The 24,465-nt window shown below is 51.4% G+C and carries 23 protein-coding genes, 2 tRNA genes and 1 riboswitch; of the genes, 9 read left to right on the top strand and 16 right to left on the bottom strand.

From position 1 onward, the window contains the following. Nucleotides 1-67: 67 nt before the first annotated feature. The 3 genes from prmC to hemA all read right to left on the bottom strand — a co-directional run bounded on the left by prmC (nt 68) and on the right by hemA (nt 3,490). Nucleotides 68-931: a peptide chain release factor N(5)-glutamine methyltransferase gene (gene prmC, locus ACTG33_RS06370; protein WP_439134362.1), complete on the bottom strand. Its 864-nt coding sequence runs from the start codon at nt 929-931 to the stop codon at nt 68-70. A gap of 81 nt (nt 932-1,012) precedes the next feature. Then, the gene (gene prfA, locus ACTG33_RS06365) at nt 1,013-2,095 is read right to left on the bottom strand and encodes a peptide chain release factor 1 (RefSeq protein ID WP_439134361.1); all 1,083 of its coding nucleotides are present in this window, start codon (nt 2,093-2,095) and stop codon (nt 1,013-1,015) included. 108 nt (nt 2,096-2,203) lie between these two features. Further along, nucleotides 2,204-3,490 (bottom strand): glutamyl-tRNA reductase, encoded by a 1,287-nt coding sequence (gene hemA / locus ACTG33_RS06360; RefSeq protein ID WP_439134360.1) that lies wholly within the window; start codon nt 3,488-3,490, stop codon nt 2,204-2,206. A gap of 179 nt (nt 3,491-3,669) precedes the next feature. On the opposite strand from hemA, the gene ACTG33_RS06355 reads away from it, so the two are divergent. From ACTG33_RS06355 to pth, 7 genes are all read left to right on the top strand, one after another. After that, on the top strand, nt 3,670-5,733 hold the full coding sequence (locus tag ACTG33_RS06355) for a tetratricopeptide repeat protein (RefSeq protein ID WP_439134359.1): 2,064 nt from the start codon (nt 3,670-3,672) through the stop codon (nt 5,731-5,733). Between the two features lie 108 nt (nt 5,734-5,841). Beyond that, nucleotides 5,842-6,648: a lipoprotein insertase outer membrane protein LolB gene (gene lolB, locus ACTG33_RS06350; RefSeq protein ID WP_439134358.1), complete on the top strand. Its 807-nt coding sequence runs from the start codon at nt 5,842-5,844 to the stop codon at nt 6,646-6,648. A gap of 88 nt (nt 6,649-6,736) precedes the next feature. Then, nucleotides 6,737-7,579, top strand: coding sequence for a 4-(cytidine 5'-diphospho)-2-C-methyl-D-erythritol kinase (ispE, locus tag ACTG33_RS06345; RefSeq protein WP_439134357.1), 843 nt, complete (start codon nt 6,737-6,739; stop codon nt 7,577-7,579). 23 nt (nt 7,580-7,602) lie between these two features. Beyond that, a tRNA-Gln gene (locus ACTG33_RS06340) sits at nt 7,603-7,677 on the top strand. A 342-nt stretch (nt 7,678-8,019) separates the two neighbouring features. Further along, nucleotides 8,020-8,949 (top strand): ribose-phosphate pyrophosphokinase, encoded by a 930-nt coding sequence (locus ACTG33_RS06335; RefSeq protein ID WP_439134369.1) that lies wholly within the window; start codon nt 8,020-8,022, stop codon nt 8,947-8,949. A 168-nt stretch (nt 8,950-9,117) separates the two neighbouring features. Next, entirely contained in the window at nt 9,118-9,759 is a 642-nt protein-coding gene (locus ACTG33_RS06330) for a 50S ribosomal protein L25/general stress protein Ctc (protein ID WP_439134356.1), read from the top strand. A gap of 199 nt (nt 9,760-9,958) precedes the next feature. Further along, a complete protein-coding gene (gene pth / locus ACTG33_RS06325; RefSeq protein WP_439134355.1) occupies nt 9,959-10,540 on the top strand; it encodes an aminoacyl-tRNA hydrolase in 582 nt (193 codons plus the stop codon). Here the strand turns inward: pth and ACTG33_RS06320 are convergent. Continuing rightward, complete coding sequence (locus ACTG33_RS06320; protein ID WP_439134354.1) at nt 10,537-12,336, bottom strand: hypothetical protein; 1,800 nt, start codon at nt 12,334-12,336, stop codon at nt 10,537-10,539. The two genes, pth and ACTG33_RS06320, sit on opposite strands and share 4 nt — an antisense overlap. Nucleotides 12,337-12,538: 202 nt before the next feature. On the opposite strand from ACTG33_RS06320, the gene ychF reads away from it, so the two are divergent. Beyond that, complete coding sequence (gene ychF / locus ACTG33_RS06315; protein WP_439134353.1) at nt 12,539-13,630, top strand: redox-regulated ATPase YchF; 1,092 nt, start codon at nt 12,539-12,541, stop codon at nt 13,628-13,630. 63 nt (nt 13,631-13,693) lie between these two features. On the opposite strand, the gene ACTG33_RS06310 is transcribed toward ychF, so the two are convergent. The 7 genes from ACTG33_RS06310 to cobO (ACTG33_RS06280) form a co-directional block, all read right to left on the bottom strand. Beyond that, complete coding sequence (locus tag ACTG33_RS06310) at nt 13,694-14,977, bottom strand: sterol desaturase family protein (RefSeq protein ID WP_439134352.1); 1,284 nt, start codon at nt 14,975-14,977, stop codon at nt 13,694-13,696. 233 nt (nt 14,978-15,210) lie between these two features. After that, nucleotides 15,211-15,287 (bottom strand) — tRNA-Met (locus ACTG33_RS06305). Nucleotides 15,288-15,387: 100 nt separating this feature from the next. Continuing rightward, on the bottom strand, nt 15,388-15,747 hold the full coding sequence (locus tag ACTG33_RS06300) for an META domain-containing protein (protein ID WP_439134351.1): 360 nt from the start codon (nt 15,745-15,747) through the stop codon (nt 15,388-15,390). A gap of 71 nt (nt 15,748-15,818) precedes the next feature. Further along, nucleotides 15,819-16,367, bottom strand: coding sequence for a DUF2780 domain-containing protein (locus tag ACTG33_RS06295; RefSeq protein WP_439134350.1), 549 nt, complete (start codon nt 16,365-16,367; stop codon nt 15,819-15,821). Between the two features lie 139 nt (nt 16,368-16,506). Next, on the bottom strand, nt 16,507-17,844 hold the full coding sequence (locus ACTG33_RS06290; protein ID WP_439134349.1) for a cobyrinate a,c-diamide synthase: 1,338 nt from the start codon (nt 17,842-17,844) through the stop codon (nt 16,507-16,509). Next, nucleotides 17,844-18,455, bottom strand: coding sequence for a cob(I)yrinic acid a,c-diamide adenosyltransferase (cobO, locus tag ACTG33_RS06285; RefSeq protein ID WP_439134348.1), 612 nt, complete (start codon nt 18,453-18,455; stop codon nt 17,844-17,846). Before cobO (ACTG33_RS06285) ends, ACTG33_RS06290 begins: the two co-directional genes overlap by 1 nt. Nucleotides 18,456-18,484: 29 nt before the next feature. Beyond that, a complete protein-coding gene (gene cobO / locus ACTG33_RS06280; RefSeq protein ID WP_439134347.1) occupies nt 18,485-19,096 on the bottom strand; it encodes a cob(I)yrinic acid a,c-diamide adenosyltransferase in 612 nt (203 codons plus the stop codon). Between the two features lie 178 nt (nt 19,097-19,274). After that, a riboswitch (cobalamin riboswitch) is annotated at nt 19,275-19,442 on the bottom strand. 95 nt (nt 19,443-19,537) lie between these two features. On the opposite strand from cobO (ACTG33_RS06280), the gene ACTG33_RS06275 reads away from it, so the two are divergent. After that, complete coding sequence (locus tag ACTG33_RS06275; RefSeq protein WP_439134346.1) at nt 19,538-20,209, top strand: YSC84-related protein; 672 nt, start codon at nt 19,538-19,540, stop codon at nt 20,207-20,209. A 124-nt stretch (nt 20,210-20,333) separates the two neighbouring features. On the opposite strand, the gene ACTG33_RS06270 is transcribed toward ACTG33_RS06275, so the two are convergent. The 5 genes from ACTG33_RS06270 to ACTG33_RS06250 are packed head-to-tail and all read right to left on the bottom strand — an operon-like array spanning nt 20,334 to nt 24,300. Then, nucleotides 20,334-21,032 (bottom strand): hypothetical protein, encoded by a 699-nt coding sequence (locus ACTG33_RS06270; RefSeq protein WP_439134345.1) that lies wholly within the window; start codon nt 21,030-21,032, stop codon nt 20,334-20,336. Between the two features lie 32 nt (nt 21,033-21,064). Beyond that, nucleotides 21,065-21,871 (bottom strand): hypothetical protein, encoded by an 807-nt coding sequence (locus ACTG33_RS06265; protein ID WP_439134344.1) that lies wholly within the window; start codon nt 21,869-21,871, stop codon nt 21,065-21,067. An 11-nt stretch (nt 21,872-21,882) separates the two neighbouring features. Further along, entirely contained in the window at nt 21,883-22,233 is a 351-nt protein-coding gene (locus ACTG33_RS06260) for a cupredoxin domain-containing protein (RefSeq protein WP_439134343.1), read from the bottom strand. Nucleotides 22,234-22,252: 19 nt separating this feature from the next. Next, nucleotides 22,253-23,617, bottom strand: a complete 1,365-nt coding sequence (locus tag ACTG33_RS06255; protein WP_439134342.1) for an ATP-binding protein — start codon at nt 23,615-23,617, stop codon at nt 22,253-22,255. Between the two features lie 17 nt (nt 23,618-23,634). Then, nucleotides 23,635-24,300, bottom strand: a complete 666-nt coding sequence (locus ACTG33_RS06250; protein ID WP_439134341.1) for a response regulator — start codon at nt 24,298-24,300, stop codon at nt 23,635-23,637. Nucleotides 24,301-24,465 lie beyond the last annotated feature (165 nt).

Here is a 24,465-nt window from a genome sequence, read left to right as displayed (position 1 = left end):
AGAGCTGTTCATCATTCATAAGCGAATCTTCACTGTTACTGGCTGTTTCTATTCTTTAAAGGCTTAATCAGGAAAAGGGTTTACCCGGATAGCGCCCACAGGTCACCCGATCGTTGCTGCCAAAATCTGTCAGGGTCTCGATGTCCTGATAACCTGCCTCAAGAAGCAAGCCTCGGACAGCCTCTCCCTGCGTGTACCCATGCTCCAACAAGAGTCTGCCACCAGGCAGCAAATGTTCACGTGCGGTTTCGACAATATGCTGAAGGTCAGCAAGGCCCTTATTCTCCGCCACTAACGCAGAAAGTGGCTCAAAGCGCACATCCCCACGCGCAAGGTGTGGGTCGTTTTCGTCAATATACGGAGGGTTGCTGACAATTAGATGAAACTGGCGACATTGTAATTGAGAAAACCAATTGCTGACCATAATGCCAACATTGGTCAGCGCCAGATTTTGGCGATTGCGTTCGGCCAGAGCCACCGCCGCCGCAGAAAAATCCACCGCCGTTACAGACCATTGGGGTTGTTCACTGGCCAGCGCCAGGGCAATAGCCCCTGTGCCCGTTCCCAGATCCAGAACCTGGGCTTTGTCAGGCAAATCCAGAGCCAAAACGGCTTCCACCAATGTTTCGGTATCCGGCCGGGGTATCAGCGTGGAATCATCCACCGCCAGAGGCAATCCCCAGAATTCTCTTTCACCCAGCAAATGCGCCACTGGACGACCGTCCTTCCGCGCCGTCAACAGCGCCTCAAACGCAGAGACTTGCGCTTCTGTCAGCACTTTCTCCGGCCAGGTGTAGAGGTAAGCCCGGTCACGTTCCAATACCGATGCCAACAGCAACTCAACGTCGAGGCGAGCCGACTCGCTATGCTCCAACTCCTGTGCGCGTTGCACACAGACCTGAATGGTGATCGGCTGCGAGACGTCTGACATCTTAAAGTCCTGGTTAATAAAATCCTGGTTAATAAAGTCCTGCTTAAAAAAATCCTGTTTGATAAAGTCCCGTCAGGATGGTTATTCCGCCAACGCGGCCAATTGATCCGCCTGGTATTCGTTCACCAGAGGCTGAATCACTTCATCCAGATCACCTTCCATGACTTCACCCAACTTGTACAAGGTCAGGTTAATACGGTGATCGGTCACACGCCCCTGAGGGAAATTATAGGTTCGGATACGCTCTGACCGATCGCCACTGCCCACCAGATTGCGGCGCTCATCGGCAATGCTTTTCGCCGCCACTTCTTCCTGCGCATTTTTCAAACGGGCAGCCAATAATGACATCGCCCGCGCCCGGTTTTTGTGTTGCGAGCGCTCATCCTGACACTCCACCACAACACCGGTAGGAAGGTGAGTGATACGAATAGCAGAATCGGTTTTGTTCACGTGCTGACCACCCGCGCCACTGGCCCGGAAGGTATCGATACGCAAATCAGCCTTGTTGATGTTCACTTCTTCCATCTCATCGGCTTCTGGCATGATTGCAACGGTACAGGCTGAGGTGTGGATACGCCCCTGGGATTCGGTTTCGGGCACGCGCTGTACCCGATGTGCGCCGGATTCAAATTTCATCTTGGAATACACACCCTGACCCACCACACGGGTAATGATCTCTTTATATCCGCCGTGATCGCCCTCGCTTTCGCTGAGAATTTCAATCTTCCACTTTTGCGTTTCAGCGTATTTGGAGTACATGCGGAACAGGTCTCCGGAAAAGATGGCCGCTTCATCGCCGCCGGTTCCAGCGCGGATTTCCAGAAAGACATTTTTCTCATCATTCGGGTCTTTGGGTAACAGCAGCTTTTGCAGCTCTTCTTCTAACGGCTCCAGACGGGACTCACCATCCTTCAGCTCTTCCTGAGCCATTTCCCGCATATCCGCGTCGCCATCCTTGAGCAGCGCCCGCGCCTCCTCAATATCTTCAAGTACCTGAGTGTAATCCTGGAAACACTTCACCACCGGCTCTAGCTCGGCATACTCTTTGGACAATTCGCGAAACTTGTTTTGATCCGAAATAATCCCCGCATCACTGAGCAGTGCACTAACTTCGTCATAGCGCTCCTGCAGGTTCTCAAGTTTTTCCGATATTGAAGCTTTCATATTATGGGTCTCAGGCTATTCGGTTCGATCGTAAATTCGGTGTACAGGGGATGCTGATCCGTGTTGCTGATTGGTCAGCAGCAAAGGCAAGGTGTGAAGGTAGCGTCGCTACAAATCCCGCTTGTTGATGTCGCCACGGGACAAATCAAACAGTTCGTGGGTCAGATCCAGCAGATGATTGTCGCCAGACGCACCGGCCTTTTTCAAACGGGTGGTCGGCGCGTGCAGCAGCTTGTTAGTCAGGCCGCGGGCAAGTTGGTTTAATACCTGTTCTGGGGCCGCGCCGGACTCGAGAGACTTGAGAGCCTTACTCAACTCCTGATCGCGCAACTCTTCGGCTTTTTGACGATAGGCACGAATCGTTGACACCGAATCCAGAGCCCGCTGCTCACTGAGGTACTGCTCCACCCCATCGGCAACAATGGAATTGGCCTTCTCTGCTGCCTGCTGGCGGGAGCGCAGCCCTTCATCGATCACTTCTCGCAGGTCATCGACGCTGTAGAGGTAGACATCATCCAGCTCGCCGACTTCCGGTTCCACATCGCGGGGGACTGCAATATCCACCATAAACATGGGCTTGTGACGACGCTTTTTCAACGCCGATTCCACGGCGCCCTTGCCCAGCAACGGCAATTGGCTGGCGGTGGACGTAATGACGATATCCGCACGATGCAGATGCTCGGGGATATCCGCCAACAACACCGCTTCGGCGTCATACTTTTCCGCCAGCAGACTGGCTCGTTCCAGAGTTCGATTGGCCACAATCAGCTGGCCAATCCCCTGCTGCGACAGATGCTGGGCCACCAATTCGATGGTTTCACCGGCACCAATTAGCAGCGCGGTATCACGCTTCAGATCGGAGAAAATTTGCTGCGCTAGAGTGACCGCAGCATAGGCGACAGATACCGGATTTTCGCCAATCGCGGTTTCCGTGCGCACCCGCTTGGCAATACCAAACACCTGATGAAAAGCGCCGTGCAGCGCACGCCCTACCGTTCCGGCGTCACAGGCCACCGTATAGGCGGACTTCATCTGCCCCAGAATTTGAGGCTCACCCAACACCAGAGAGTCTAACCCGCAGGCCACCTTCATCATGTGACCGATAGCTTCACCACCCTGATACCAGTAGTGGCAAGCATCCAGATCCTGATGATTCAACTGGTGATAGCTGGCCAACCAGCCCTGCACTTGATGCGGTGACACGTCCACCCCCGCCGACAGCTGGACATACACCTCGGTGCGATTGCAGGTCGACAGAATCGCAATCTCATCCAGCTCAGGACAATCACACGCCTGCAACAGGGCATCACGCATCTGTTCAGGTGCAAACGCCACTCTCTCCCGGATTTCCAAAGAGGCGGTATTGTGATTAATGCCAAAAGCCAGCAGGGTCATAAAAACGGATTCATTAAAACTGAGTCATAAATGTCTTGGGTTTCAAGGGGTGTTGGCTGTGTACGCCTCTCAGGGAGCGTGATTTTCCGGCTACAGCAGCCGTCTGACAATAGGCCAGCTTAAACAGGCGCCTATTATTACAAAGATGACGGCGGATTACTCGCAGATCCTGCCCGAAAGTGGATCAAAAACCCGTCGCCTGCACCGCCTCTTCCCATTCCCACAAAATCAAACCTATACTGGCTATTGAGTACAGCAACCTTTCAGCGATATGGTTGTCTTACGCTTTATGGATAGAGACCTACGGTACCGGTCTGTGGAGAAGGCTGACGCAGACCTCATCCTCACCCACTTTTGGCCACAATTTCAGCAACCGGGTTGAACATACCGGCAAGACTGACTCGACCAGCCCCAATGACTTAGACGAGATTCCTTTGCCCAATCAGACAAGCAGCCAGCTCATGATTCGACGCTCTCTCACGACGACAGCCACGCCTTTTTTGGCCATCGCCGCCCTGTTGCCAGCTCTGTTACTGCAAGGGTGCTCTCTGATCGCTCAACCCACCAGGTCCGATACACTTACGGCCGATGAAGCCATCGCCGACACGGCGCCTCCGAAACAGATCGAAGTGCCCGAGCGCCCCTTTCCCGCGGAAACACTTTATGCCCTGCTGGTGGCTGAAATGGCCGGCAGCCGGGAGCGCTATGACATCGCTCTGGGCAATTACATCCAGCAGGCTCACAAAACACGAGACCCTGGAGTTGCCGCCCGCGCCACTCGTATCGCCCGCTATCTGAATGCCCGACAGGCCGCCCTGGATACCTCTCTGCTGTGGATTGACATCAGTCCCGAGGATCTTGAAGCGCGCTATACCGCTGCCACCGAGCTGGCGCAAAGTGGCCAATTGGACAAGGCCATGGAGCAATCCAACTACCTGCAAGATCATGGTGGCAAGGCGATTTACCAGATTATCGCCGCCCAGGCTGCCTCCAGCAGCAATGAAGAGCGGGAAGCATTGATCCAGCAATATCTGACTCTGAACAAGCAATACCCCAAAGATACCGAACTTCTGGTGGGCCTCGGGTTGATGTATCAGCAGCAAAATCAACCGGAAGACGCCCTGAAAATGGCGCGCAAGGCGCTCGACATCAATGACGAGCTGATTCCTGCCGTCATCCTGGAGACTCGCCTCCTGACACTGCTGGACCGCGAGGATGAAGCGATAAAGCGAGCCGCCACCCTGCTCAACCGCCACCCGGATAATGACCGTCTGCGGTTACAGTATGCACGCCTACTGGCCACTACCGATCTGGAAAAAGCGCAGGCGCAATTCGACGAGTTGCTGGAAAACAGTCCCAATGACCCGGAACTCATCTACGCGCTGGCGCTGATCAACAATGAACGCGGCGAGCTGGACACGGCGAGAAACTACTTTCTCGAGCTGACGGCCTTCGAACATCATCGCTCATCGGCCTACTATTACCTGGGACGCATCTCCGAAAAAGAGCAGCAGTGGGATATGGCTCTGCAATACTTTTTGCAAGTGGAACCGGGTCCTGACTTCATGCCCGCAGCGCTTCAATCCACAGACATCCTGGTACGCGGCGGACAAACCGGCGCAGCCCACAAACGCCTGAATTTGTTGCGCGAGCGGTTTCCGGCACAAGCTGAACGCTTCTATCTGCTTGAAGGCGAAGTTCTCAGTAAACACCTGCAACTGACCGACGCGCAAAAAGTGCTATCGGAGGGAATCTCCCAGTTTCCCAACAGCCCACCTCTGCTTTACAGCCGGGCCATGGTCAATGAACAGCTCGATCGCCTCGATGATATGGAAGACGATCTGCGTCTGATTCTGAAATCAGACCCCGACAACGCCACAGCACTCAATGCTCTGGGCTACACGCTGGCTGATCGCACAACACGTTACGATGAGGCCTACGTACTGATATCACAGGCACTGCAACTCAAGCCCGATGACCCGGCCATTCTCGATAGCATGGGCTGGGTTCAATACCGTCTGGGCAACTATCCGGAGGCTATTTTACGATTGCAGGAAGCCATGAAGGCCTACCCCGATCACGAGATCGCCGCACATCTCGGCGAGGTACTCTGGGTCAGCGGACAACGGGAAGAAGCCGAAGAGATCTGGAAACAAGGCCTGCAACTCCATCCTGACAGTCGTATCATCACTGATGTAATCAACCGTCTGAAAGCCATTGAAAGCACCACTTCCAACCCTTAAAGTACGGTCGCGCCTGTTAATACATTACGGCTGGCCGCACTCGAAAGAGCCTGATAAAACAGGCTCTGGCCACTTTCTTTACACCTCCCGGTAAACAATCCTGCCACTATGAATTTCAATCGTGCCACTATGAATTTCAATTTTGCCCAAACACGTCCACTCATACCGGTGATCAATCTGCGTCCTGCTCTGCCGACTGCGCTCTCACTAGTTCTTGTACTGCTGCTCAATGCCTGTGTCAGCCAATCCCCAATGCCAGCTCACCATGAGGCTCCTCCTCTGCCCCAGGCCCCATCCATCCAATCGGACTGGAACAACTATCAGCAGATTCTGGGCAGCATTGAATTTTGGCAGGTTCAGGGGAAACTCGGCATACGCACATCGAGCGATTCCGGCAGCGCCTACCTAAATTGGGAGCAACAGCCTAAAGAATTCGCCATTCATCTCAGCGGCCCACTGGGGCAAGGATCGGTCTGGATTCGTGGAGACCAGTCGCAGGTATCTCTGGAACGGGCCGGCGAAGACACGCTCTACGCCGCCACTCCGGAACTGCTGATGCTCAACGCTATGGGCTGGTGGCTGCCGGTGAGTGATTTGTACTACTGGGTGAAAGGCATTCCCGCCCCGAACAAACCGGTCGACAACCTCACACATAACAGCGATGGCACTCTGCTCAGCCTGCAGCAAAATCACTGGCAACTCAGCTACCCTCGCTATCAACAGTTAAATGGCTGGCACCTGCCCAGCAAGGTAATCGCTCGCTATCAGGCCCCGGGACAAGACAGTGATATTAAGCTGACCTTTATTATTAAAGACTGGCAGCTGAACAATACCTCGTCAGACGATGCTTCGCCAGATAAGGCCTCGTCAGACAAGGCCTCAACAAGCGACACCACCTTGAGCGGCTCGCCCTAAACCCTAAATAGCCCCAATCGCAGCCAGTCCTGTATCCCGGCTAGCACTAACCACTCAATTCTGTAGCCAACTGAATGAAAACAACTGCATGAAGTCACTCACCTTACCCTCTCCAGCCAAACTCAACCTGTTCCTGCACATCACCGGACAGCGCGAAGACGGTTACCACACGCTGCAGACCCTGTTTCAACTGCTCGACTTCGGCGACGAATTGAGCTTTCAGTCCCGCGACGACGGTATCATCACCCTGCAACCGGGCATTCCCGATGTTGCTGCTGAAGACAACCTGATCGTGAAAGCCGCCCGTATCCTGCAGCAACTGAAACCCAACACCCCACTGGGCGCTAACATCCAACTGACGAAACGACTGCCCATGGGCGGAGGTATCGGCGGCGGCAGCAGCAATGCTGCAACCACCCTGCTGGCACTTAACACCCTCTGGAACCTTGAGCTGGATATCGACACCCTGGCCCAACTGGGCAGGCAATTGGGTGCCGATGTACCGGTCTTTGTCAGAGGCAAAACCGCCTGGGCCGAAGGGGTCGGCGAACAACTGCAAGCTGTTGAAATGCCTCAAGATTGGTTCCTCGTCCTGACACCAAACTGCCATGTCTCTACCGCTGAAATTTTTTCACACAAAGATTTGACAAGAGACACTTCGAACATTACAGTAGCGGCCTTTCTTGAGCAGGGCGGTCACAATGACTGTCAGCCACTGGTGCTAACCCTCTACCCTGAGGTCAAAAAAGCACTGGACTGGTTAAGCCAATATGGCGATGCCAAGATGACCGGAACAGGTGCCTGCGTGTTTGCCCCGTTCGACAACAAAGCCTCAGCTGAGGCGGTCTTGGCCAAAGCGCCAGACACCCTTCAAGGATTTGTTGCTCGCGGAGTCAATCAGTCTCAGGTGCATCAACTGTTAAACCGGTAACCAAAGTTGTGAAACAACACTACTGGGGTGTAGCCAAGCGGTAAGGCAGCGGGTTTTGATCCCGTCATGCGAAGGTTCGAATCCTTCCACCCCAGCCATATTGCAATAAACAAGGCCAAGCTTAGCACCGCCTTGTTTAGAACTGGGAAACCGGTAAGGATGAGAACCTTGTCAGCAGAGCTGACGCAGAAGGTTCGAAAGCGCAAAGCGCTTCTGCCATCCTTCCACCCCAGCCATATTTAAGAACTCTGTCGCCAAGTACAGAGCCAAACAAGGACAGCTGATCTGAGAAGGTCGGCTGTTTTTGTATTAGCAGCCGTGAAAGACGCACACAACAGACAACAGATGTCGGCACGTGGCCTCATGTTCCAAAAAACTGCTAACCTCTTTCATTACAGATTTGTTCAAACCAAGAAAAGGTACCGCTCGTGTCTGAATTAATGGTCTTCACCGGCAACGCTAACCCCGAACTGGCCAACCAGATCGTGGATCGCCTGGGCATCCCTATGGGAGACGCCACCGTCAGTAAATTTTCAGACGGCGAAATCAACATTGAGTTGAATGAAAACGTCCGCGGACGCGATGTTTTTGTGGTTCAGTCCACTTGCGCACCCACCAATGACAACCTGATGGAACTGATCGTGATGGTCGACGCCCTCCGTCGCGCATCCGCTGCCCGCATCACCATGGTCGTACCTTACTTTGGTTACGCCCGTCAGGATCGCCGAGTGCGCTCCTCCCGTGTACCCATTACCGCTAAAGTGGTTGCAGACATGATGGTTGGCGCTGGCATTGACCGCGTACTGACCGTAGACCTCCACGCCGAGCAAATTCAGGGCTTCTTCGACGTACCTGTCGACAACGTCTACGGCTCACCCGTTTTGCTGGACGACATCAACAAGCAAAACTACGAAGACTTGATCATTGTATCCCCGGACATCGGCGGTGTAGTTCGCGCCCGCGCTCTGGCAAAACAAATCGGTATCGAGCTGGCCATCATCGATAAACGTCGCCCGAAAGCCAACGTTGCCGAAGTCATGAACCTGATTGGTGATGTGGAAGGCCGTACCTGCCTGCTGGTAGACGACATGGTTGATACCGCTGGCACCCTCTGCGGCGCAGCCAAGGCTCTGAAAGATTTCGGTGCCAAGAAAGTCATCGCTTACTGTACTCACCCGGTTCTGTCTGGAAAAGCATTGGACAACATCACCAATTCCGTCCTGGACGAATTAGTTGTCACCGATTCCATCCCATTGAGTGACGAAGCCAAAAATTGTGGTAGAATCCGCCAGCTCACTTTGTCGGTCATGCTGGCCGAAGCGGTACGCCGCCTGAGCAACGAAGAATCTCTGAGCGCAATGTTTCGTTAAACACCGATAAAGGCTATTCCAAGCCTTTGATTTAACAAGCATTTCTCTCAGAAAACACCGCTAAAGCCTGCTCCCGACCCTGTTAAGGGCGATACGCAGGCTTTAGTGCTTTTAAATCTGTCACGTTTCTGGTCGCGGAACCTGGCAGAAATTATCGAGGAAAGACACATGTCTGAAGATTTTGTATTGAATGCCGTAGCCCGTGAAGATGCAGGGAAAGGTGCGAGCCGCCGCCTGCGTCGTCTCGAAGGCCAAGTTCCTGCTATCGTTTACGGTGGTAAGAAAAAGCCTGCCAACATCCAGATTCCACACAAAGATCTGGTTAAGCAACTGGAAAACGAAGCGTTTTTCTCGCACATCATCACCATCAAGATCGATGATAAAAGCGAAGACGTTCTGCTGAAAGATCTGCAGCGTCACCCTTCCAAAGCGCTGATCATGCACGCTGACTTCCTGCGCGTCTCCAAGACCAAGAAAGTTACCGTTAATGTACCTCTGCACTTCTTGAACGAAGAAGCGAGCAAAGGCGTTAAGTTGCAAGGTGGTAAAGCGATTCACACCATGACCGAGCTGGAAATTGAATGTCTGCCAGCCAACCTGCCAGAGTTCATCGAAGTCGATCTGGCTGACATTGAACTGGGTCAGACTCTGCACATTTCCGACCTGACCCTGCCAAAAGGCGTCACTTCTGTTGCTCTGTCTCACGGTGAAGACCACGACGGCGCCGTTGTTTCAATCATCAAGCCTAAAGGCATGGTTGAAGCTGACGAAGAAGCCTCTGAAGAGGGCGAAGAAGGCGCTGCCGAGTAATTTTGGCGAACGCCCTCCAAGGTTAGCGCTTGCGCAACCCTTGACGAACGGCCGGCGAGTGGAGACACTCCCGGCCGTTTTTGTTGTGACTCTCTATTTAGAGCCCACAGCCTATTTTTAGACCCCACAACCTAGTTTTTGACCCCACAACCTAGTTTTTGACCCCATAACCTAGCACTGCATCAGGGATTCTTCATTTATGGACACTCCGATTCAGCTGATTGTCGGCCTGGGAAATCCCGGTAGCGAATACGATCAAACCCGCCACAATGCCGGAGCCGATTTTGTCACCGAGCTGGCCCGCCAATGCGGCACCCCACTCTCCCCAGAGAAAAAATTCTTCGGCAACATCGCACAAGTCTCGATCGACAACCGTCCCGTGCGCCTGCTAATTCCAGCGACCTACATGAATCGCAGCGGCCAATCCGTCGGCGCCCTGGCCAACTTCTACAAGATTCCGCCGGAAGCCATCCTGGTCGCCCACGATGAACTGGACATGCCTCCTGGCGTTGCCAAATTGAAAATCGGCGGAGGTCACGGCGGACACAACGGCCTGCGGGACATCATCAGCTCGCTGGGCAACAACAACGGCTTTGCCCGCTTGCGCCTGGGTATCGGCCACCCCGGTAACGCCAAACAAGTGGCCAGCTACGTACTCAAAAAAGCACCTGCTGATGACTTCAATAAAACCGAGGACAGCATCTACGCTGCTTGCAAAGTCATGCCCCAACTGACTCGGGGTGAGTGGAATGCCGCGATGAAAGAATTGCACTCAAGCTAGCTCTCGGCGTCTACCGAAGACTTTAGATCCGCAAGTGCCTTGTCGATAGATAGCCCCGTGCGGAACAGCAAAGTCATACGCGAACGGAAGTCATCAATAATGTACTGCAAAATACGACGCTGACGCTCCTCAATATCGAGGGGATGAAGCCCCTCTTCCAACTGCTTCAGCAACAAGCCTACGGCTGAAGTTACTTCTTTAGCCTGGTATTTGTATTGCACGTCCAGCGCTTTAATTGTTTTACTGGTTCGATCCATCACACGCTGTAAAGTTTGTGCTTGCTGCTGATGCTGCACCTGAGCCTCTAACTTTGCCACAAACGCTGAGATCAAAGCACTGAATGAAAACAGTAATTCTTGCATATGAGGTAATACGTGCTGATCCATGACATCTTCTGGCTTAGCCAAAAGAGACAGTGCTGGACCTGCCAAGCCATAACCCTGATCCAACGTCACCACCTGAGCATTAACGGCGGGTACGAGCGCTTTTAACTGCTTACGATCGGCCTGATTGATGTGATTGTGGTCGTACAATTCTATCTGCTTCCCACCACTCCTAATCAAAACCGCCGCCGACATCCCCAGGTTCGCCAGAGCTTTTACTACTTCGCTACCCAACTCGTTCAAATCACGGCAACGGCTACAACTGATGGCAAAACTGATCACACTGGATTGAACTTCGCTATCTATCAAGGAGCTGTCGAGCATATCTCTAAGTTGCTCCAACTCCTGCTGCAAAGCGACGCTAACGTCACTCTCGGCTGCTCGATCAATATTATGCTCTACGCTCTCCTCTTCAGGGATCATATTGGTGTCGAGAGGAGGGCTCGACATACTTAGCAACCGCTCTCGTAGCTCATTCAACTCCGACTCAAGCACTTGCACACAGCCTTCAGTCTCCTTCAGCAGTCGTTCTAGGCGAGCGATATGTTGATGCTGCCGATCAGCCTCTTCTCCAGGCATGCTAGTCAGTAACTCTGTACGTAAGCGTCCCAACTCCTGAGAAAAACTGTCGATAGTTTCCTGCTGGTAGTGAATAGTTTCTTGCAGAGCATCGGCCTCCTGCTGCGTCTGCTCATAGTCACGACTCCACCCTTGATCCCCCACCGCGCCTTGATGAATGATGCGCAGGTCTGACTGAAGTTCGCGCATGGAATCGCGCACACCCCACACTCGCTCCTCTGAACGCTGTAACTGCGCATCCATCGCACTGATACCGCCTCCCACTGAACTCAATGCCGGACCTCCTTGCTCATCAGGCTCAGCCGCATGATTGCGCAAATAATCGATCAACTCACGTTGACGCTCAATCACTGCCAACAGAGATTTAACAGAGCGCTCTTCGATCTCTGGTTCTAATGTTGCAATCCCCGCCGAAGGTGGCTCCTCCGAATCCGCCCCAACCTCAACGACCTCCTCCTGCCTCACCAAACGCAAAGCAGACGTGACCCGCTCTAAACGACGCTCCAATTCCTGCCAATAAGCCTCACTACTCTCTCCCAACGCCAGAGCGTCGGCCTCACAACGAAGCATGTACTGACGCAATTGCCACACACTCAGACCCGGCTGACTTGATTGCTGTTGACTCCTTTTCTGAGTCTCAACCAACTGACGCTTTAGAAACTCCTGCTCCGCACCTCGTGAACGCTCCCGATACAAGGTTTTATAGCGGTCCAATAATTCCCGATAACTGCGGCGATAACGCCGCAAACCCCACGCCAACCAGCCGCATATTAATACACTGACCACACTGAACTCGGCCAGCAATGTGATATACAAAGTTGAAGATCCGGCCATATTGACACCTCCACCCACGGCAGCTCGCCAGGGTTGACACTATTAAAAACGAAGATTTAGTTAATTATTTTTATAACCCTAATCGTCCAGTCCTTAACTCTAGCAGCTTAGACCAGCAACCAGCCCAAATTCACCAGCAATCCACTGATCACTGGTGTAGAATGTGCGCCTTTTCATCCACCTGCGCTTATGAGATTCCACCATGGGTTTTAATTGCGGCATCGTCGGCCTGCCCAACGTCGGCAAATCCACACTGTTCAACGCCTTGACCAAGAACGGCATCGCTGCGGAAAACTTCCCCTTCTGTACCATTGAACCCAATGAAGGCACCGTCACCGTACCGGATCCCCGCCAGGACAAACTGGCCGAGATTGTTAAGCCCGAGCGCGTTATCCCCACCACCATGGAATTCGTGGACATTGCCGGCCTCGTTGCTGGCGCCTCCAAAGGTGAAGGTCTGGGCAATAAGTTCCTCGCAAACATTCGTGAAACCGATGCCATCGCCCACGTTGTCCGCTGCTTTGAAGATGAAAACGTGATCCACGTTGAAGGCAAGATCAACCCGGCTGATGATATTGATGTGATCAATACCGAACTGGCACTGGCCGATCTGGAAACCTGCGAAAAAGCCCTGACCCGTTTTACCAAGCTAGCCAAAGGACAGGACAAAGACGCATTGAAGATGAAGGCACTGGTCGAGAAGATCCTGCCTCATCTGAATGAAGCACAGCCTTTGCGCAGTTTTGCTCTGAACGACGACGAATTAAAACTGTTGCGTGACCTGAACCTGCTGACCCTCAAACCCACCATGTACATCGCCAACGTCGATGAAGATGGCTTCGAGGACAACCCTTTCCTGGACACCGTGCGTGAAATCGCGGATAAGGAAAATGCCGTTGTTGTCCCCATTTGCAACAAGCTGGAAGCCGAAATTGCCGAGCTGGATGACGATGAGAAAGCAGAATTTCTGGAAGATCTGGGTATGGACGAGCCGGGCCTGAACCGAGTCATTCGCGGCGGCTACAACCTGCTGGATCTGCACACCTACTTCACCGCTGGCGTTAAAGAAGTACGCGCCTGGACCATTCCTGTTGGTGCCACCGCACCGCAAGCGGCCGGTAAAATCCACACCGACTTTGAAAAGGGCTTCATCCGCGCCGAGATTGTTGGCTATGAAGACTTTGTCGCAAACAACGGTGAGCAAGGTGCAAAAGACGCGGGCAAATGGCGCCTGGAAGGTAAAGATTACATCGTCGCCGATGGCGATGTGATTCACTTCCGCTTCAACGTCTAAACGTTTATCGACACCTATTATTGATGAACGTCTGGTGAGGGGTTCCCCCTCACCGTCCCCCTCCTACCCCTCTGTATTTTGTCCTTTCATACCCCGGCTTTCCGTATTCCAGTCTTTCGTACCCTGGCTTTCCAACTCCAGTCTGCCGTCTCTTAATAGCAGCCAATAAACCACGGAATTCAGCAACAGGTAGCCGCCAAACACCATCACACTGCTGGGCGACATAATCTTGCAGGCCAGACCAAACCCAAGCCACGAGACCAATAGACGAACCGTTTCCCAATCCTTTTTCCTGCCTTCCAGCAGCCATGCGGTTGTGATTAACGGCAACGTAATCATGGCAAACCCGAGAGCCAACAAGAAATAGTCCAGCTCTTTAAAGTGCTCCAGAAAATACACCAGTAACGGCACAGCTGCCGCTAACTGAAACAGACAATACCAACGGGTACGGTTATCCGTCACAGGATCGTATTTTTGGAAGCTCGCCAAATCACTATGCTGCGAGGGAAACTTTTGCTCTACATCCGCCGGGCGCCAGCCCGTAGGCATAAACCAGATACGGCATTTATCCCACCAGCTGGACGCGTGCCACGCATCGCGGATCAAGGATGACCACACCTGACAATTGGCCCAAATCGGATTGAGCGAATGCAGAGGCGTGCGCGCACCATAAATGGTTTGCACATGATCCAGCTCTGGCTGAAAGGTTCCAAACAGCCGATCCCAGACAATGAAGACGCCGCCGTGGTTTTTATCGATATATTCTGGATTCTGACCGTGATGCACCCGATGATTCGACGGCGTCACCATTACGCCCTCCATCCAGCCCAGTTTGTCGATGTGTTGCGTGTGCACCCAGAATTGATAGATCAGATTGAGGGCGCCGCAGGTCAAATACACCTCCAGCGGAATGCCTAACATCAGCAACGGCAAACCAAACACCCACCCCCAAATCTCACTGCTGGTTTGCCGCAACGCAGTGGTCAGGTTGTAGTCTTCGCTTTGGTGATGGATGGCATGGCCCGCCCAAAACACATTCAGCGAGTGTCCGGTACGATGCAGCCAGTAATACATAAAATCGTAGGCCACAAAGGTAAACACCCAGGTCCACACACTGGCGCTGTCCCACTCCATTAAGCGGGAATCCGGCAGCAACCGGTCAATAACCAACGCCCCCAGACTGAACACTACCAGAGTGCTGGAGCGACTGAGAATGCCCAGCGACAGACTGCCAAACGCATCATTGAAACGGTAATAGCCCGTACCGCGACGGTGATCTACCCACAACTCCAGAGCAATACACAGCAAGAAGAAAGGCGTGGCCAACAGCAAAATCAGGTCTTTCATGGGGGTTCTCTGTTCGTGTGACCACAGCAAAAGAGCTGGTCAACTTTATTATATAAAGAACAATGTATGCCCGAGCTTCTGTTGACGCAATGACGAATACGGCCAGTTAGAAGTCATTTTGTGCCACACGGGGCGAGAGAAGAGAAACGAATATAAGGGATAAATCAGAGACAGGTATTTTCCATACCCCAGAAACAAGAAAACCCGCATAAGGCGGGGTTTCTATCGAAAAATGGTAGCTAGGGGCGGACTTGAACCGCCGACCCCAGCATTATGAGTGCTGTGCTCTAACCAGCTGAGCTACCTAGCCATCGTTTCGAGGTGCGCTATTCTGCTGATTTGCCTGTTGCTTGTCAAGGCTCTAAGCAACTGATTTTCATGAATTTACGCAAGGCCGTAAGTACAGCTTATTACTTCCCTTCCCACGCGGCTCCTCGGAACAACTCCACATCATCAGCATCGTAGAGATACATCAGACCATTATCCGTTTTCCAGTGATGCGCTCGCTTCAGAGCAGCCAAAAACCGGTCTTCCTGTTCCATTAACGCCGGCGGGCACATTTTGCGGGTGGTCGCCAACTCACCGAGACGAATGACTCCATTTTCCAGCTGATAACTGCCGGTAAAGCGATTGCAGCTGGCGTTACCACTCACCGTCATATCGTCAGCAAACTGGTAATGGGCCGGGCTGTAATCCACAACGCCGCGCCCTTCAATGTAATCCACATGCCAGCTGCCCACTAAAGAGGCATCGTCTTTTGTCTCGCTCACAGTACAGCCTCCTGCGGAAAGGATAACCAGCCCCGCCGCCAACCATGCTAAAGGAGAGAAGCGCTTTAGAATCACCACAGCTTACCTAACGCCCCCACCAGATCAGAACTGCCGCCATTGTCGCCCACATAGGACTCGATCAACGGAGTAAACTGATTCACCATGGATGGATCCATGCCCAAACCGCTAAAAGCCGTTTTCACAGAATCCATACTGCTAACATTGTTCATCAGGCTCCCCATGAGACCACCGGTACTGTCGACACCACCACTGCTCTTGCTAAAAGCCGGAAACATTTGGTTCAGCTGATCGGCGTATTCTGGTGGAAGGCTGGAACCGGCATAACCGACCAGAGCACCCAGCCCGCCAATCGCCTGATTTTTGGAGATGCCCAGCTGCTCACTCAACATGCCCACCAGGCCATCGGCCATAGCCGAACCGGTGGTGGCTGCACTCTGGGCTCCTGAAACAGCATCGGCAGCGGAAGAAGCGGCTTTCTCAGTGTCGGCGTCTTTGCCTCCGAACAGGCTACCCAAATCAAAAGCGTGTGTAGCCGGAGCCAGGGCCAAGGCACCCATTAATGGCAAAATAGCTTTCAGTGTATTTCGAGACGATTTCATCGCTGTTTCCTTAAAAGTATGAATTCAGTAGATCACTGTTCTTAGAATATAGAAGAAAAACAACCGCTCACAACCAGAAAGCGGCTACTAGCTACTATTTGAAGTACGGATTGACTGGCGGATTCAATAACCCATTGAATCAGGAATTAAATAGCGCTGCCACGGCCACAGGATTCGAAGGGAAGAACAGGTGCAGGTAACTGGCCGTCAGGCCCTTTTGACGATACAAGGCTTCACCCGGCGCCGGGTGCCTCTGACGCCGCCCGTAAGACATCGGTTCAGGTGTTTGGTGGCTAAGTGAGCGATGATGAGCGTGACCTCTCACGTCCCCCTCAGGCAGGACAGCCGTCTGCATCCCCTGACAGCCCCCTTTGTTGCGCATCACCGCCTCACCGGACAGTAAGCCCAACATAGAAAACGACTTGCCGTCGAGATCCGTTAAACTATCCAGACAGTACATAAAACCACCACACTCAGCCAAAATGACTTTCCCGCTGTGATAAAACCCTTGCAGGGAATCACGCATCCCGCTGTTTTGTGATAATTGCTCGACGTGCAGTTCGGGGTATCCACCCGGCAACCACAGTGCATCCGCTTCAGGTAATAAGCTATCGCTTAGCGGAGAAAAGAAAACCAGTTTCGCACCAAAATGCTCTAGCAACTCGATATTGGCGCGATAGATAAAGGTAAAAGCCGCGTCACGAGCCACCGCAATGGTCTTGCCTCGCAGTACATTTTCAGTGTTGGCGTAAGCGGCAACCCGATCCGCTTGCTGCTCTGCCGAGGCAGGTGAAAACGCCACCGGCTGCGGCAACTGAGTCAGACCACTGGCCTGGAGCCAATCAGCGCCTCGCTCCAGTCGTAGCTCCATATCTTCTTCGGCTTCGCTGGGTTGAACCAGCCCCAAATGACGCTCCGGCAACGCCACCGATTCATCCCGCCCCAAGGTTGCCAAAAGAGGCAAATCCTCAGGAAGCGCGTCACGAATCAGCTGTGCATGGCGCTCTGTACCGCAACCATTGGCAATCAGACCCGCCACGGAGAGATCGCTTCGGTAGTTAGCCAGCCCAACGGCGATCGCAGCAGCCGTTTGCGCCATGCCTTTAACATCCATCAACAGAGCAACCGGAACACCAAACTGAATCGCGAGATCTGCGCTGGAAGGCTCACCATCAAACAAACCCATAGCCCCTTCGATCAGAATGAGATCTGCCTGTGTAGCAGCTTCATACAGTGCCTGCCGACAATAGGTTTCACCAGCCATCCACAGATCCAGCGGCTCCACCGGGTGACCGGACGCCTGCTCCAGAATTTGTGGATCCAAATAGTCGGGGCCAGTTTTGAAAACTCGTACTCGATATCCTTGCCGGGAAAACAAACGGGCCATAGCGGCCGTGACGGTTGTTTTCCCCTGACCGGATGAGGGGGCAGCAATGAATAGCGCCGGGCAGTGAACGCCAGAGGTTGTACTGGCCATCAGTATTCAATACCTTCCTGGGCCTTCACACCCAGGCGAAACGCGTGACGCTCATCCTGAATCACACTGATGGTATCGGCAATGTCTTGTAGCGGAGTTGCCATGGTACGACCGGTGATGATGACGTTTTGATTTTTGGGTCGTGCCTTAAGTGCCGCAACCACTGGCTCTACATCGAGATAACCGTACTTAAACATGTAGCTCATCTCATCAAAAATCAGAATGTTATAACTGTCATCCTGCAACAACTTTTCAGCCACAGACCAGGCTTGCTGAGCCGCTTCAATATCTTTGGCTTTATCCTGTGTTTCCCAAGTGAAACCGTGCCCCATGACATGCCAGTCAATTTGAGGGTGATCATGAAACAGTTTGAATTCGCCGGTTTGTAAACGACCTTTAATAAACTGAACCACACCCGCTTTCTGACCGTGCCCGACAGAACGCGCCATAGTACCAAAGGCCGAACTGCTCTTGCCCTTGCCATTGCCTTTGAGCAGGATTAACACACCCCGCTCTTCGGTGGCCTTGGCAATGCGCTTATCGACAACCGCCTTGCGGGTTGCCATACGCTTTTGATGAGCCTCTTGAGATTCTTTACTGATGTCAGTCATAGTGCGTCATTAATTCCTGGGAACGGATGTCAGTAATCGACACCTTTACGAGCTTTAATACCTGCTTTAAAAGCGTGCTTTATTTCTTTTACTTCGGACACCGTATCCATAATGTCTTTCAGCGCGGTGCCGCCGCCACGACCCGTAACAACCACACTCTGTTCGTAGGGACGGTTTTTGATGGCGTTAATCACCCGCTCTTCATCCAGGTATTTATAAGCCAGCATGTACGTCAGCTCATCCATGACCACCAAGTCGTAGCTGTCATCGTTCAACAGAGGCTCAACAAATGCCCAGGTTTCTTCCGCCGCAGCAATATCGCCACTGCGATCCTGAGTGTCCCAGGTAAACCCAGTACCCATTTGATGAAAAGCGACTTGCGGGCAGTGATCTTTTAAGTAAATTTCTTCACCGGATAACTGCTGTCCCTTGATAAACTGAACCACAGCCACCTTGTGGCCATAACCCAGGGCCCGCATCACAATCCCGAATGCAGAACTGGACTTGCCTTTGCCATTACCGGTTAACAACAAAGCCACACCACGTTCCAGCGACGCCTCTTCTATATTGGCATCGACTTTGGCCTTCTGCTTTTCCATTGCCGCTTTGTGCTTTTGATCTTTTTTATCGTGTTCAGACATAGCCCTTACCTTGCAAATACCGACTATAATTCAGTCGTTCAGGAGCAGACAGGGCAAAGGGAATCAAAGGGATGGCAGGCAGGGTCACCTGCATGACGGGCTATCCGCTTCGACAAGGCCCTCCGCGCTGTCGTCAGTGTAATGTTCCTTATCCGCAGCGCCTTGAGCGCAAATCGTCAAAGGGTTCTGCAATTGGGCTGGTATCGGGCTTCCGGCTGTTGCCTAGTCATAAAAACTGTTCACAACTCAACCAGTTACCGTTGCGGGGGCAGCGCTGGACTTTCACCAAACTTCCCATTTAACGAGGTACTCACCAGTACATCGCACCCAAAAGTGAGAGCAGTACTGTATTCACCCCAGAATTTAAAGTCAATTGGGCCTTCCCCTGACCAGCTGCAGCCTGAGCTCCTTACTCATTTTCCTAAGCAGATCACAAATTAAATGATTATCGCGCCCACTCCGGCCAGCAGCTATTTCTGGTTCACGGTTCGTTCACTTTTTTTATGGTCTACTAAACTGGAATTAAGCAATCTCTTTGGAGTTTCTATGATGTACCGAATCAGTTCGTTTATTTTGGCTTTGGCATTCACTGCAAGTGCAATAGCAGGTACTGCTGACATTGAAAGAGAAAAAGCCCAGAAAATGCGGGCTACGGTTCTGGAAAGACTCTATAAGGAAGAACCAGGAACGGAGGATGATATTAAAAACGCGGCTGGATATGCTGTTTTTTCAAGTGTTGGCATCAACTTCGTTTTTCTTTCAGGCGCAGGGGGGACAGGTATCGCCCATGACAACCGCAACGGCAGAGATACCTACATGAATATGGCTGCTGCCGGTGTTGGCTTGGGCCTGGGTGTTAAGGATTTCCGTGCGGTGTTTATCTTTCATACCCCAGAAGCCTATCAGGCGTTTATTGAAAAAGGCTGGGATTTTTCGGGCCAGGCAGACGCCGCAGCCAAGTCTACTGAAAAAGGCAACGAAACCAGTGTTGCCGCAACGGCCATTCCCAATGTCACTACCTATCAGCTGACGGAAGCCGGGCTGACGCTACAAGCAACTCTGCAAGGAACCAAGTATTGGACAAGCAGTAAATTGAACAGTCCTAACTATTAATGATTTTGGCTATTGACGATCTTGACTACTGGACAGTTCTAACGGCTTAACAGCTCTAATCGCCCTATTTTTAGGCCTCCAAAGCCCGTCATCTTTATGATGAACGGGCCTTTTTATAACTTCACTAAAATTCATATTCCAATGAGAGTTTCCAGGTTTGATCCGCCGTTTCACTATCGATCCCAAATATCACACCAAACTCCCACATTAACTGCTGACGCCCTCCCAGCCGTTGGGTTCCCGAGACCACAGGACCAACCCCTTGACTGGCATCGCTCCAATACAGCTCCATCGAGGGCTCAAAAAAAGATCGGTATCGATAACGCAGCTGACCGGCAAAAGCCGTTTCAAATTCATTATCGATATCATTACCCCATTCGTAACCCAGAGTCAGATTAGCGGTGCCCACCCAGCGCGACCACTCATGAAGCATAATCAGCGTTGAACTGACTTCTCTCACATGTTCGTCACGTTCGGCTTCCAGCTCAAACAACAATCCCCAGTCATTGCCGTATTCGCCCTGCTCCGTCACTTGCCACTTAAACTCGGCTTCAACTGATGTAAGGTCAAAATCATTCTCTGGAGACTTTTCCCCAACAAGGTATAACTCGGTAAACAATCGATCAGACCATGACATGCCAGCACTGACCATATGCGTTTGCCTATTATCTTTTGTGTCATCCTTATCATTCTGATGCAATAGACGATATTCCAGCTCTTTTTCCAATTGATTAACGTATGGGTCATACACTTTATCGATGGTTGAACTGTCCGCCAACACAGTAATGGGCAGCGAAACAAGAGCCAGAAATACAGCTTTCATAGCATGCGCAGGTTGTTCAGATACTGGATTTTTCATGACATTTTTGAATAGGTAGCGCGGACAGTTAAAACATATTTCACCGTCAGCAAGGTGATTGGTATTAACAATAAAGATCCAGAATAAATCAACACTTCCACCCATGTGGGTGAAGCCTCATAGCCAAATATTGCATAGAGCAGTTGCCCCACAATGGAGGATTCAGGTAAAAAATGACTGATATTCCATACCGGCTCGGTTGATGGTATCCAATCAATCTGGATCAGTAGCTGGGTGGCCTGAATAACCATCCCGCCGGCAACCAGCCCCAATATACCCAGCTGAATATTTCTGGCTTTGTTTCTGGCCTGCATCATAATAGCGTAGAAACACAACGCCCCCACACTGATGCCAATCATAAGCCCAACAAAGCCACTGGTAAGAGCCTTCACCATCATTCCCCGATCAGCCAAAAACCCCAGAAAGAAGATCATAATTTCAGAACCTTCACGAATACAAGCCAACACCACCGAAGCCCCCAACAATATCGTCATGAACATCCGAATTCGCTGTGTAGATAAACTCACCCAAAAGAAGTTCAACACACAAATAACCACGAGGCATAAATATAGGGAATACTGCAAGAGGGCATTGACGACCTCCTGACCTGCATAATCAAACCACTGAGATACAGCTCCCAAACATTGTGCATAGATAAAAGCCCCACTCACACCCATCACCAAAGCGGTCAAAAACCAGCGCCCGCCGATTCCCAAATGTCGTCCGACAGTGAGCAGAACACTCATCAATATGCCCGCCTCCAAGGTTTCACGTAATACTATAATGATTGCATTCAACAGCACTCAGCACTCTCCTAACGGGCAATAATTTTTCCCTGAGCGGTGGAAATATTAAACTCACCAAAAAACGGATATTCACCAGACGGCAAAGGCCCAATAAAGATAATTGTCTGACTGTTACCCAAGATGACTTTTTCCCGATTCAATTCATAGCTTTCAAATTCTTCCGGTGTATCATCTCGATTAATGACCATCAGACGAACTTTGGTATTGGCAGGAATGACGATTTCTGCGGGATAAAACAGATGATTCTTGATTTCCAGTTTGAATAACGGTGTAGCCGAAGCAAAACCAGACCCCAAAACACTGATCAAGACGAAGAGCCAATAGCCCACCACATAAAAAGTATTTTTTTTGAACAGCACAAAGTTACCCATCGTCATATTAATTGGTAGTTCTCTCTCGGGCTGGAAGCTTTATAGTGACACACAGACCGCCCAGGGTAGCCGAATGGCTTAAGTCAACACTACCGCTATGCAATCTGACAATATGATCCACAATCGACAGACCCAGGCCGCTACCGACAATATTAGAATTATGTTGATCGCCCCCGAGCCGGTAAAACCTGTCAAATACACGTTTGTGGTTCTCCTCGGAAATCCCCGGGCCTGAGTCCTCAACCTGAAGCAATACGCCATCAACTTTGTTACCGTTTTCGCTTAATGACCGAACGGTGATAAGAATCGAGCCCTGTTCGGGCGTATACTTAACCGCATTATCTACCAGGTTCCTCAATAGGGTTAAAATGCCTATTGGATCACTCGTAATATTGACCGGCTCGGCATCCAGCTCAATCTTTTGGTCTTTAGCAAGGCAGCTCTCGTAAAAGTCTGCGACAACGGTACGAGAAATTTTGGTGACGTTTACAGATTCCAGTTGTGAACTGTACTCCAGAGCCGAAGTCCGATACAGAGAGAGCAACTGTTCGATAGAACTGCCAATTCTGTCAGCGCTGCTGATCAATGCCTGGTAGTCTTTCGCATCAATATGATTGTTTTTGGCCAGATTGTGCAAGTTCACTTTCAGGACAGCTAAGGGTGTTCTCAACTCATGTGCGGCATCAGCGGTAAAACGTTTTTCACGCTCAAATGCCTCAGCTAACCCGCTTAACAATTCATTAGTGGAATCCACCAATACCAGCAGCTCGGAAGGATAGCCTTCCCGATCGAGCAAGGTGAACTCATCGGACTTACGTTGCCCCAAGAGCCCAGCCAACCGATGCAATGGCTTGAGACCTAAGCCCACAATGATCCAGATCAACATACCCAGAATGGGTAACACCCAGATAATCGGCAATACTGACTCCAGGACAATTCCTTCGGTCAGAGCCGAATAACTGTCTTCCCTCTCAGCCACCACAACTCGAATCCGGCCCCCGGAAGCATCGTCAAAAGTTCGAGCGATAACCCGCCAACTGTAATTTCGATAACTGACCCGATGCAGGCTTTGATCCACAGGGGAATCTTGCGTTATCAGATCTCCATCAGGAGCATTCTCTGATCGAAATCGCAGTTTTTTATCCGTAGACCAGACCTGGAACCAGATTTCCGAAGAGTAATGCTCAAGAACACTGGTGTTATGGGTTTTCTCAATGACTGCCACCAACTTACTTAAATCTACCAGCTGGCGCTTGATCAATTCCTCTGCGCCATTCAGGCTGCTGCGATACCCATGCATAACAGCAACAAAGGTTACCAAACAGATTGTCGACAGTAAGACAATGACCAGAAATGTTCTTATGGAGCGCACGTCACCTTCCGCCGGAATCAGGAGCGTAATTTACTGATACTGTAACCGACTCCCCGTACCGTTTTAATAAAATCGGCCGGTAACTTTTTACGAATATTACTGATGTGTACTTCTATGGCATTACTCACCACTTCCTCTCCCCAACCATACAATTTTTGCTCCAGCATTTCCTTGGTCTGAACCCGCCCGGAATTTTCCATCAGAGCCATTAACAACATGTATTCCCTGCGTGATAACTTAATGGGCAAGTCATTCACCAACACTTGATGATGGCGCGTATCTAAAGACACGCCATGAAGCTCAATCTTGCTATTCTGAGAGGTTCCCAATCGTCGGGCAACCACACGCAATCGCGCCAGCAACTCTTCCATCTCAAAAGGCTTGGACAAGTAGTCATCAGCACCGGTATCCAGAGCGACTACTTTATCATCCAATCCATCACGAGCCGTCAGAATTAAAACCGGCAGCGACCGGCGACCACTGCGTATGGCTTTCAAAACCTGCAGCCCATCAATATCAGGCAATCCTAAATCCAGCACCACCATATCAGGTGGCTCCGCTTTAACGGACAGAACAGCTTCCCGCCCTCGGGTCACATGATTCACTGTAAAGCCTTCATGGCGCAGGGCTTTGACCAACCCTGAAGCCAGATCCAGATCATCTTCTACCAACAGGATATTCACTCACAACCCTTTTTCTAACCAACTATACCAACGAACAATCAGAATAGCAGAAGGACACTTTAACATCCGGATATATTGCTCTGTTTAATCCGTCCATCGCACGATGAACGTACGCTTAGTTTTTTAGCTTACTTTGTATTTTCCCCAGCGACTTGCGTATTTCTG

This window comes from Pseudomaricurvus sp., assembly GCF_965662505.1.
Lineage (GTDB): Bacteria > Pseudomonadota > Gammaproteobacteria > Pseudomonadales > Cellvibrionaceae > Pseudomaricurvus.
The sequence above is the reverse complement of the archived record's forward strand: the minus strand, read 5'-3'. Positions and strand labels throughout refer to the sequence as shown.

Coding starts and splice junctions, on each gene's coding strand:
- cobO (WP_439134348.1), bottom strand. CDS start 18,455: ATGACTGACATCAGTAAAGAATCTCAAGAGGCTCATCAAAAGCGTATG.
- lolB (WP_439134358.1), top strand. CDS start 5,842: ATGAATTTCAATCGTGCCACTATGAATTTCAATTTTGCCCAAACACGT.
- ACTG33_RS06310 (WP_439134352.1), bottom strand. CDS start 14,977: ATGAAAGACCTGATTTTGCTGTTGGCCACGCCTTTCTTCTTGCTGTGT.
- prmC (WP_439134362.1), bottom strand. CDS start 931: ATGTCAGACGTCTCGCAGCCGATCACCATTCAGGTCTGTGTGCAACGC.
- prfA (WP_439134361.1), bottom strand. CDS start 2,095: ATGAAAGCTTCAATATCGGAAAAACTTGAGAACCTGCAGGAGCGCTAT.
- ACTG33_RS06290 (WP_439134349.1), bottom strand. CDS start 17,844: ATGGCCAGTACAACCTCTGGCGTTCACTGCCCGGCGCTATTCATTGCT.
- pth (WP_439134355.1), top strand. CDS start 9,959: ATGGACACTCCGATTCAGCTGATTGTCGGCCTGGGAAATCCCGGTAGC.
- hemA (WP_439134360.1), bottom strand. CDS start 3,490: ATGACCCTGCTGGCTTTTGGCATTAATCACAATACCGCCTCTTTGGAA.
- ispE (WP_439134357.1), top strand. CDS start 6,737: ATGAAGTCACTCACCTTACCCTCTCCAGCCAAACTCAACCTGTTCCTG.
- ACTG33_RS06295 (WP_439134350.1), bottom strand. CDS start 16,367: ATGAAATCGTCTCGAAATACACTGAAAGCTATTTTGCCATTAATGGGT.
- ACTG33_RS06275 (WP_439134346.1), top strand. CDS start 19,538: ATGATTATCGCGCCCACTCCGGCCAGCAGCTATTTCTGGTTCACGGTT.
- ACTG33_RS06270 (WP_439134345.1), bottom strand. CDS start 21,032: ATGAAAGCTGTATTTCTGGCTCTTGTTTCGCTGCCCATTACTGTGTTG.
- ACTG33_RS06330 (WP_439134356.1), top strand. CDS start 9,118: ATGTCTGAAGATTTTGTATTGAATGCCGTAGCCCGTGAAGATGCAGGG.
- ACTG33_RS06335 (WP_439134369.1), top strand. CDS start 8,020: ATGGTCTTCACCGGCAACGCTAACCCCGAACTGGCCAACCAGATCGTG.
- ACTG33_RS06320 (WP_439134354.1), bottom strand. CDS start 12,336: ATGGCCGGATCTTCAACTTTGTATATCACATTGCTGGCCGAGTTCAGT.
- cobO (WP_439134347.1), bottom strand. CDS start 19,096: ATGTCTGAACACGATAAAAAAGATCAAAAGCACAAAGCGGCAATGGAA.
- ychF (WP_439134353.1), top strand. CDS start 12,539: ATGGGTTTTAATTGCGGCATCGTCGGCCTGCCCAACGTCGGCAAATCC.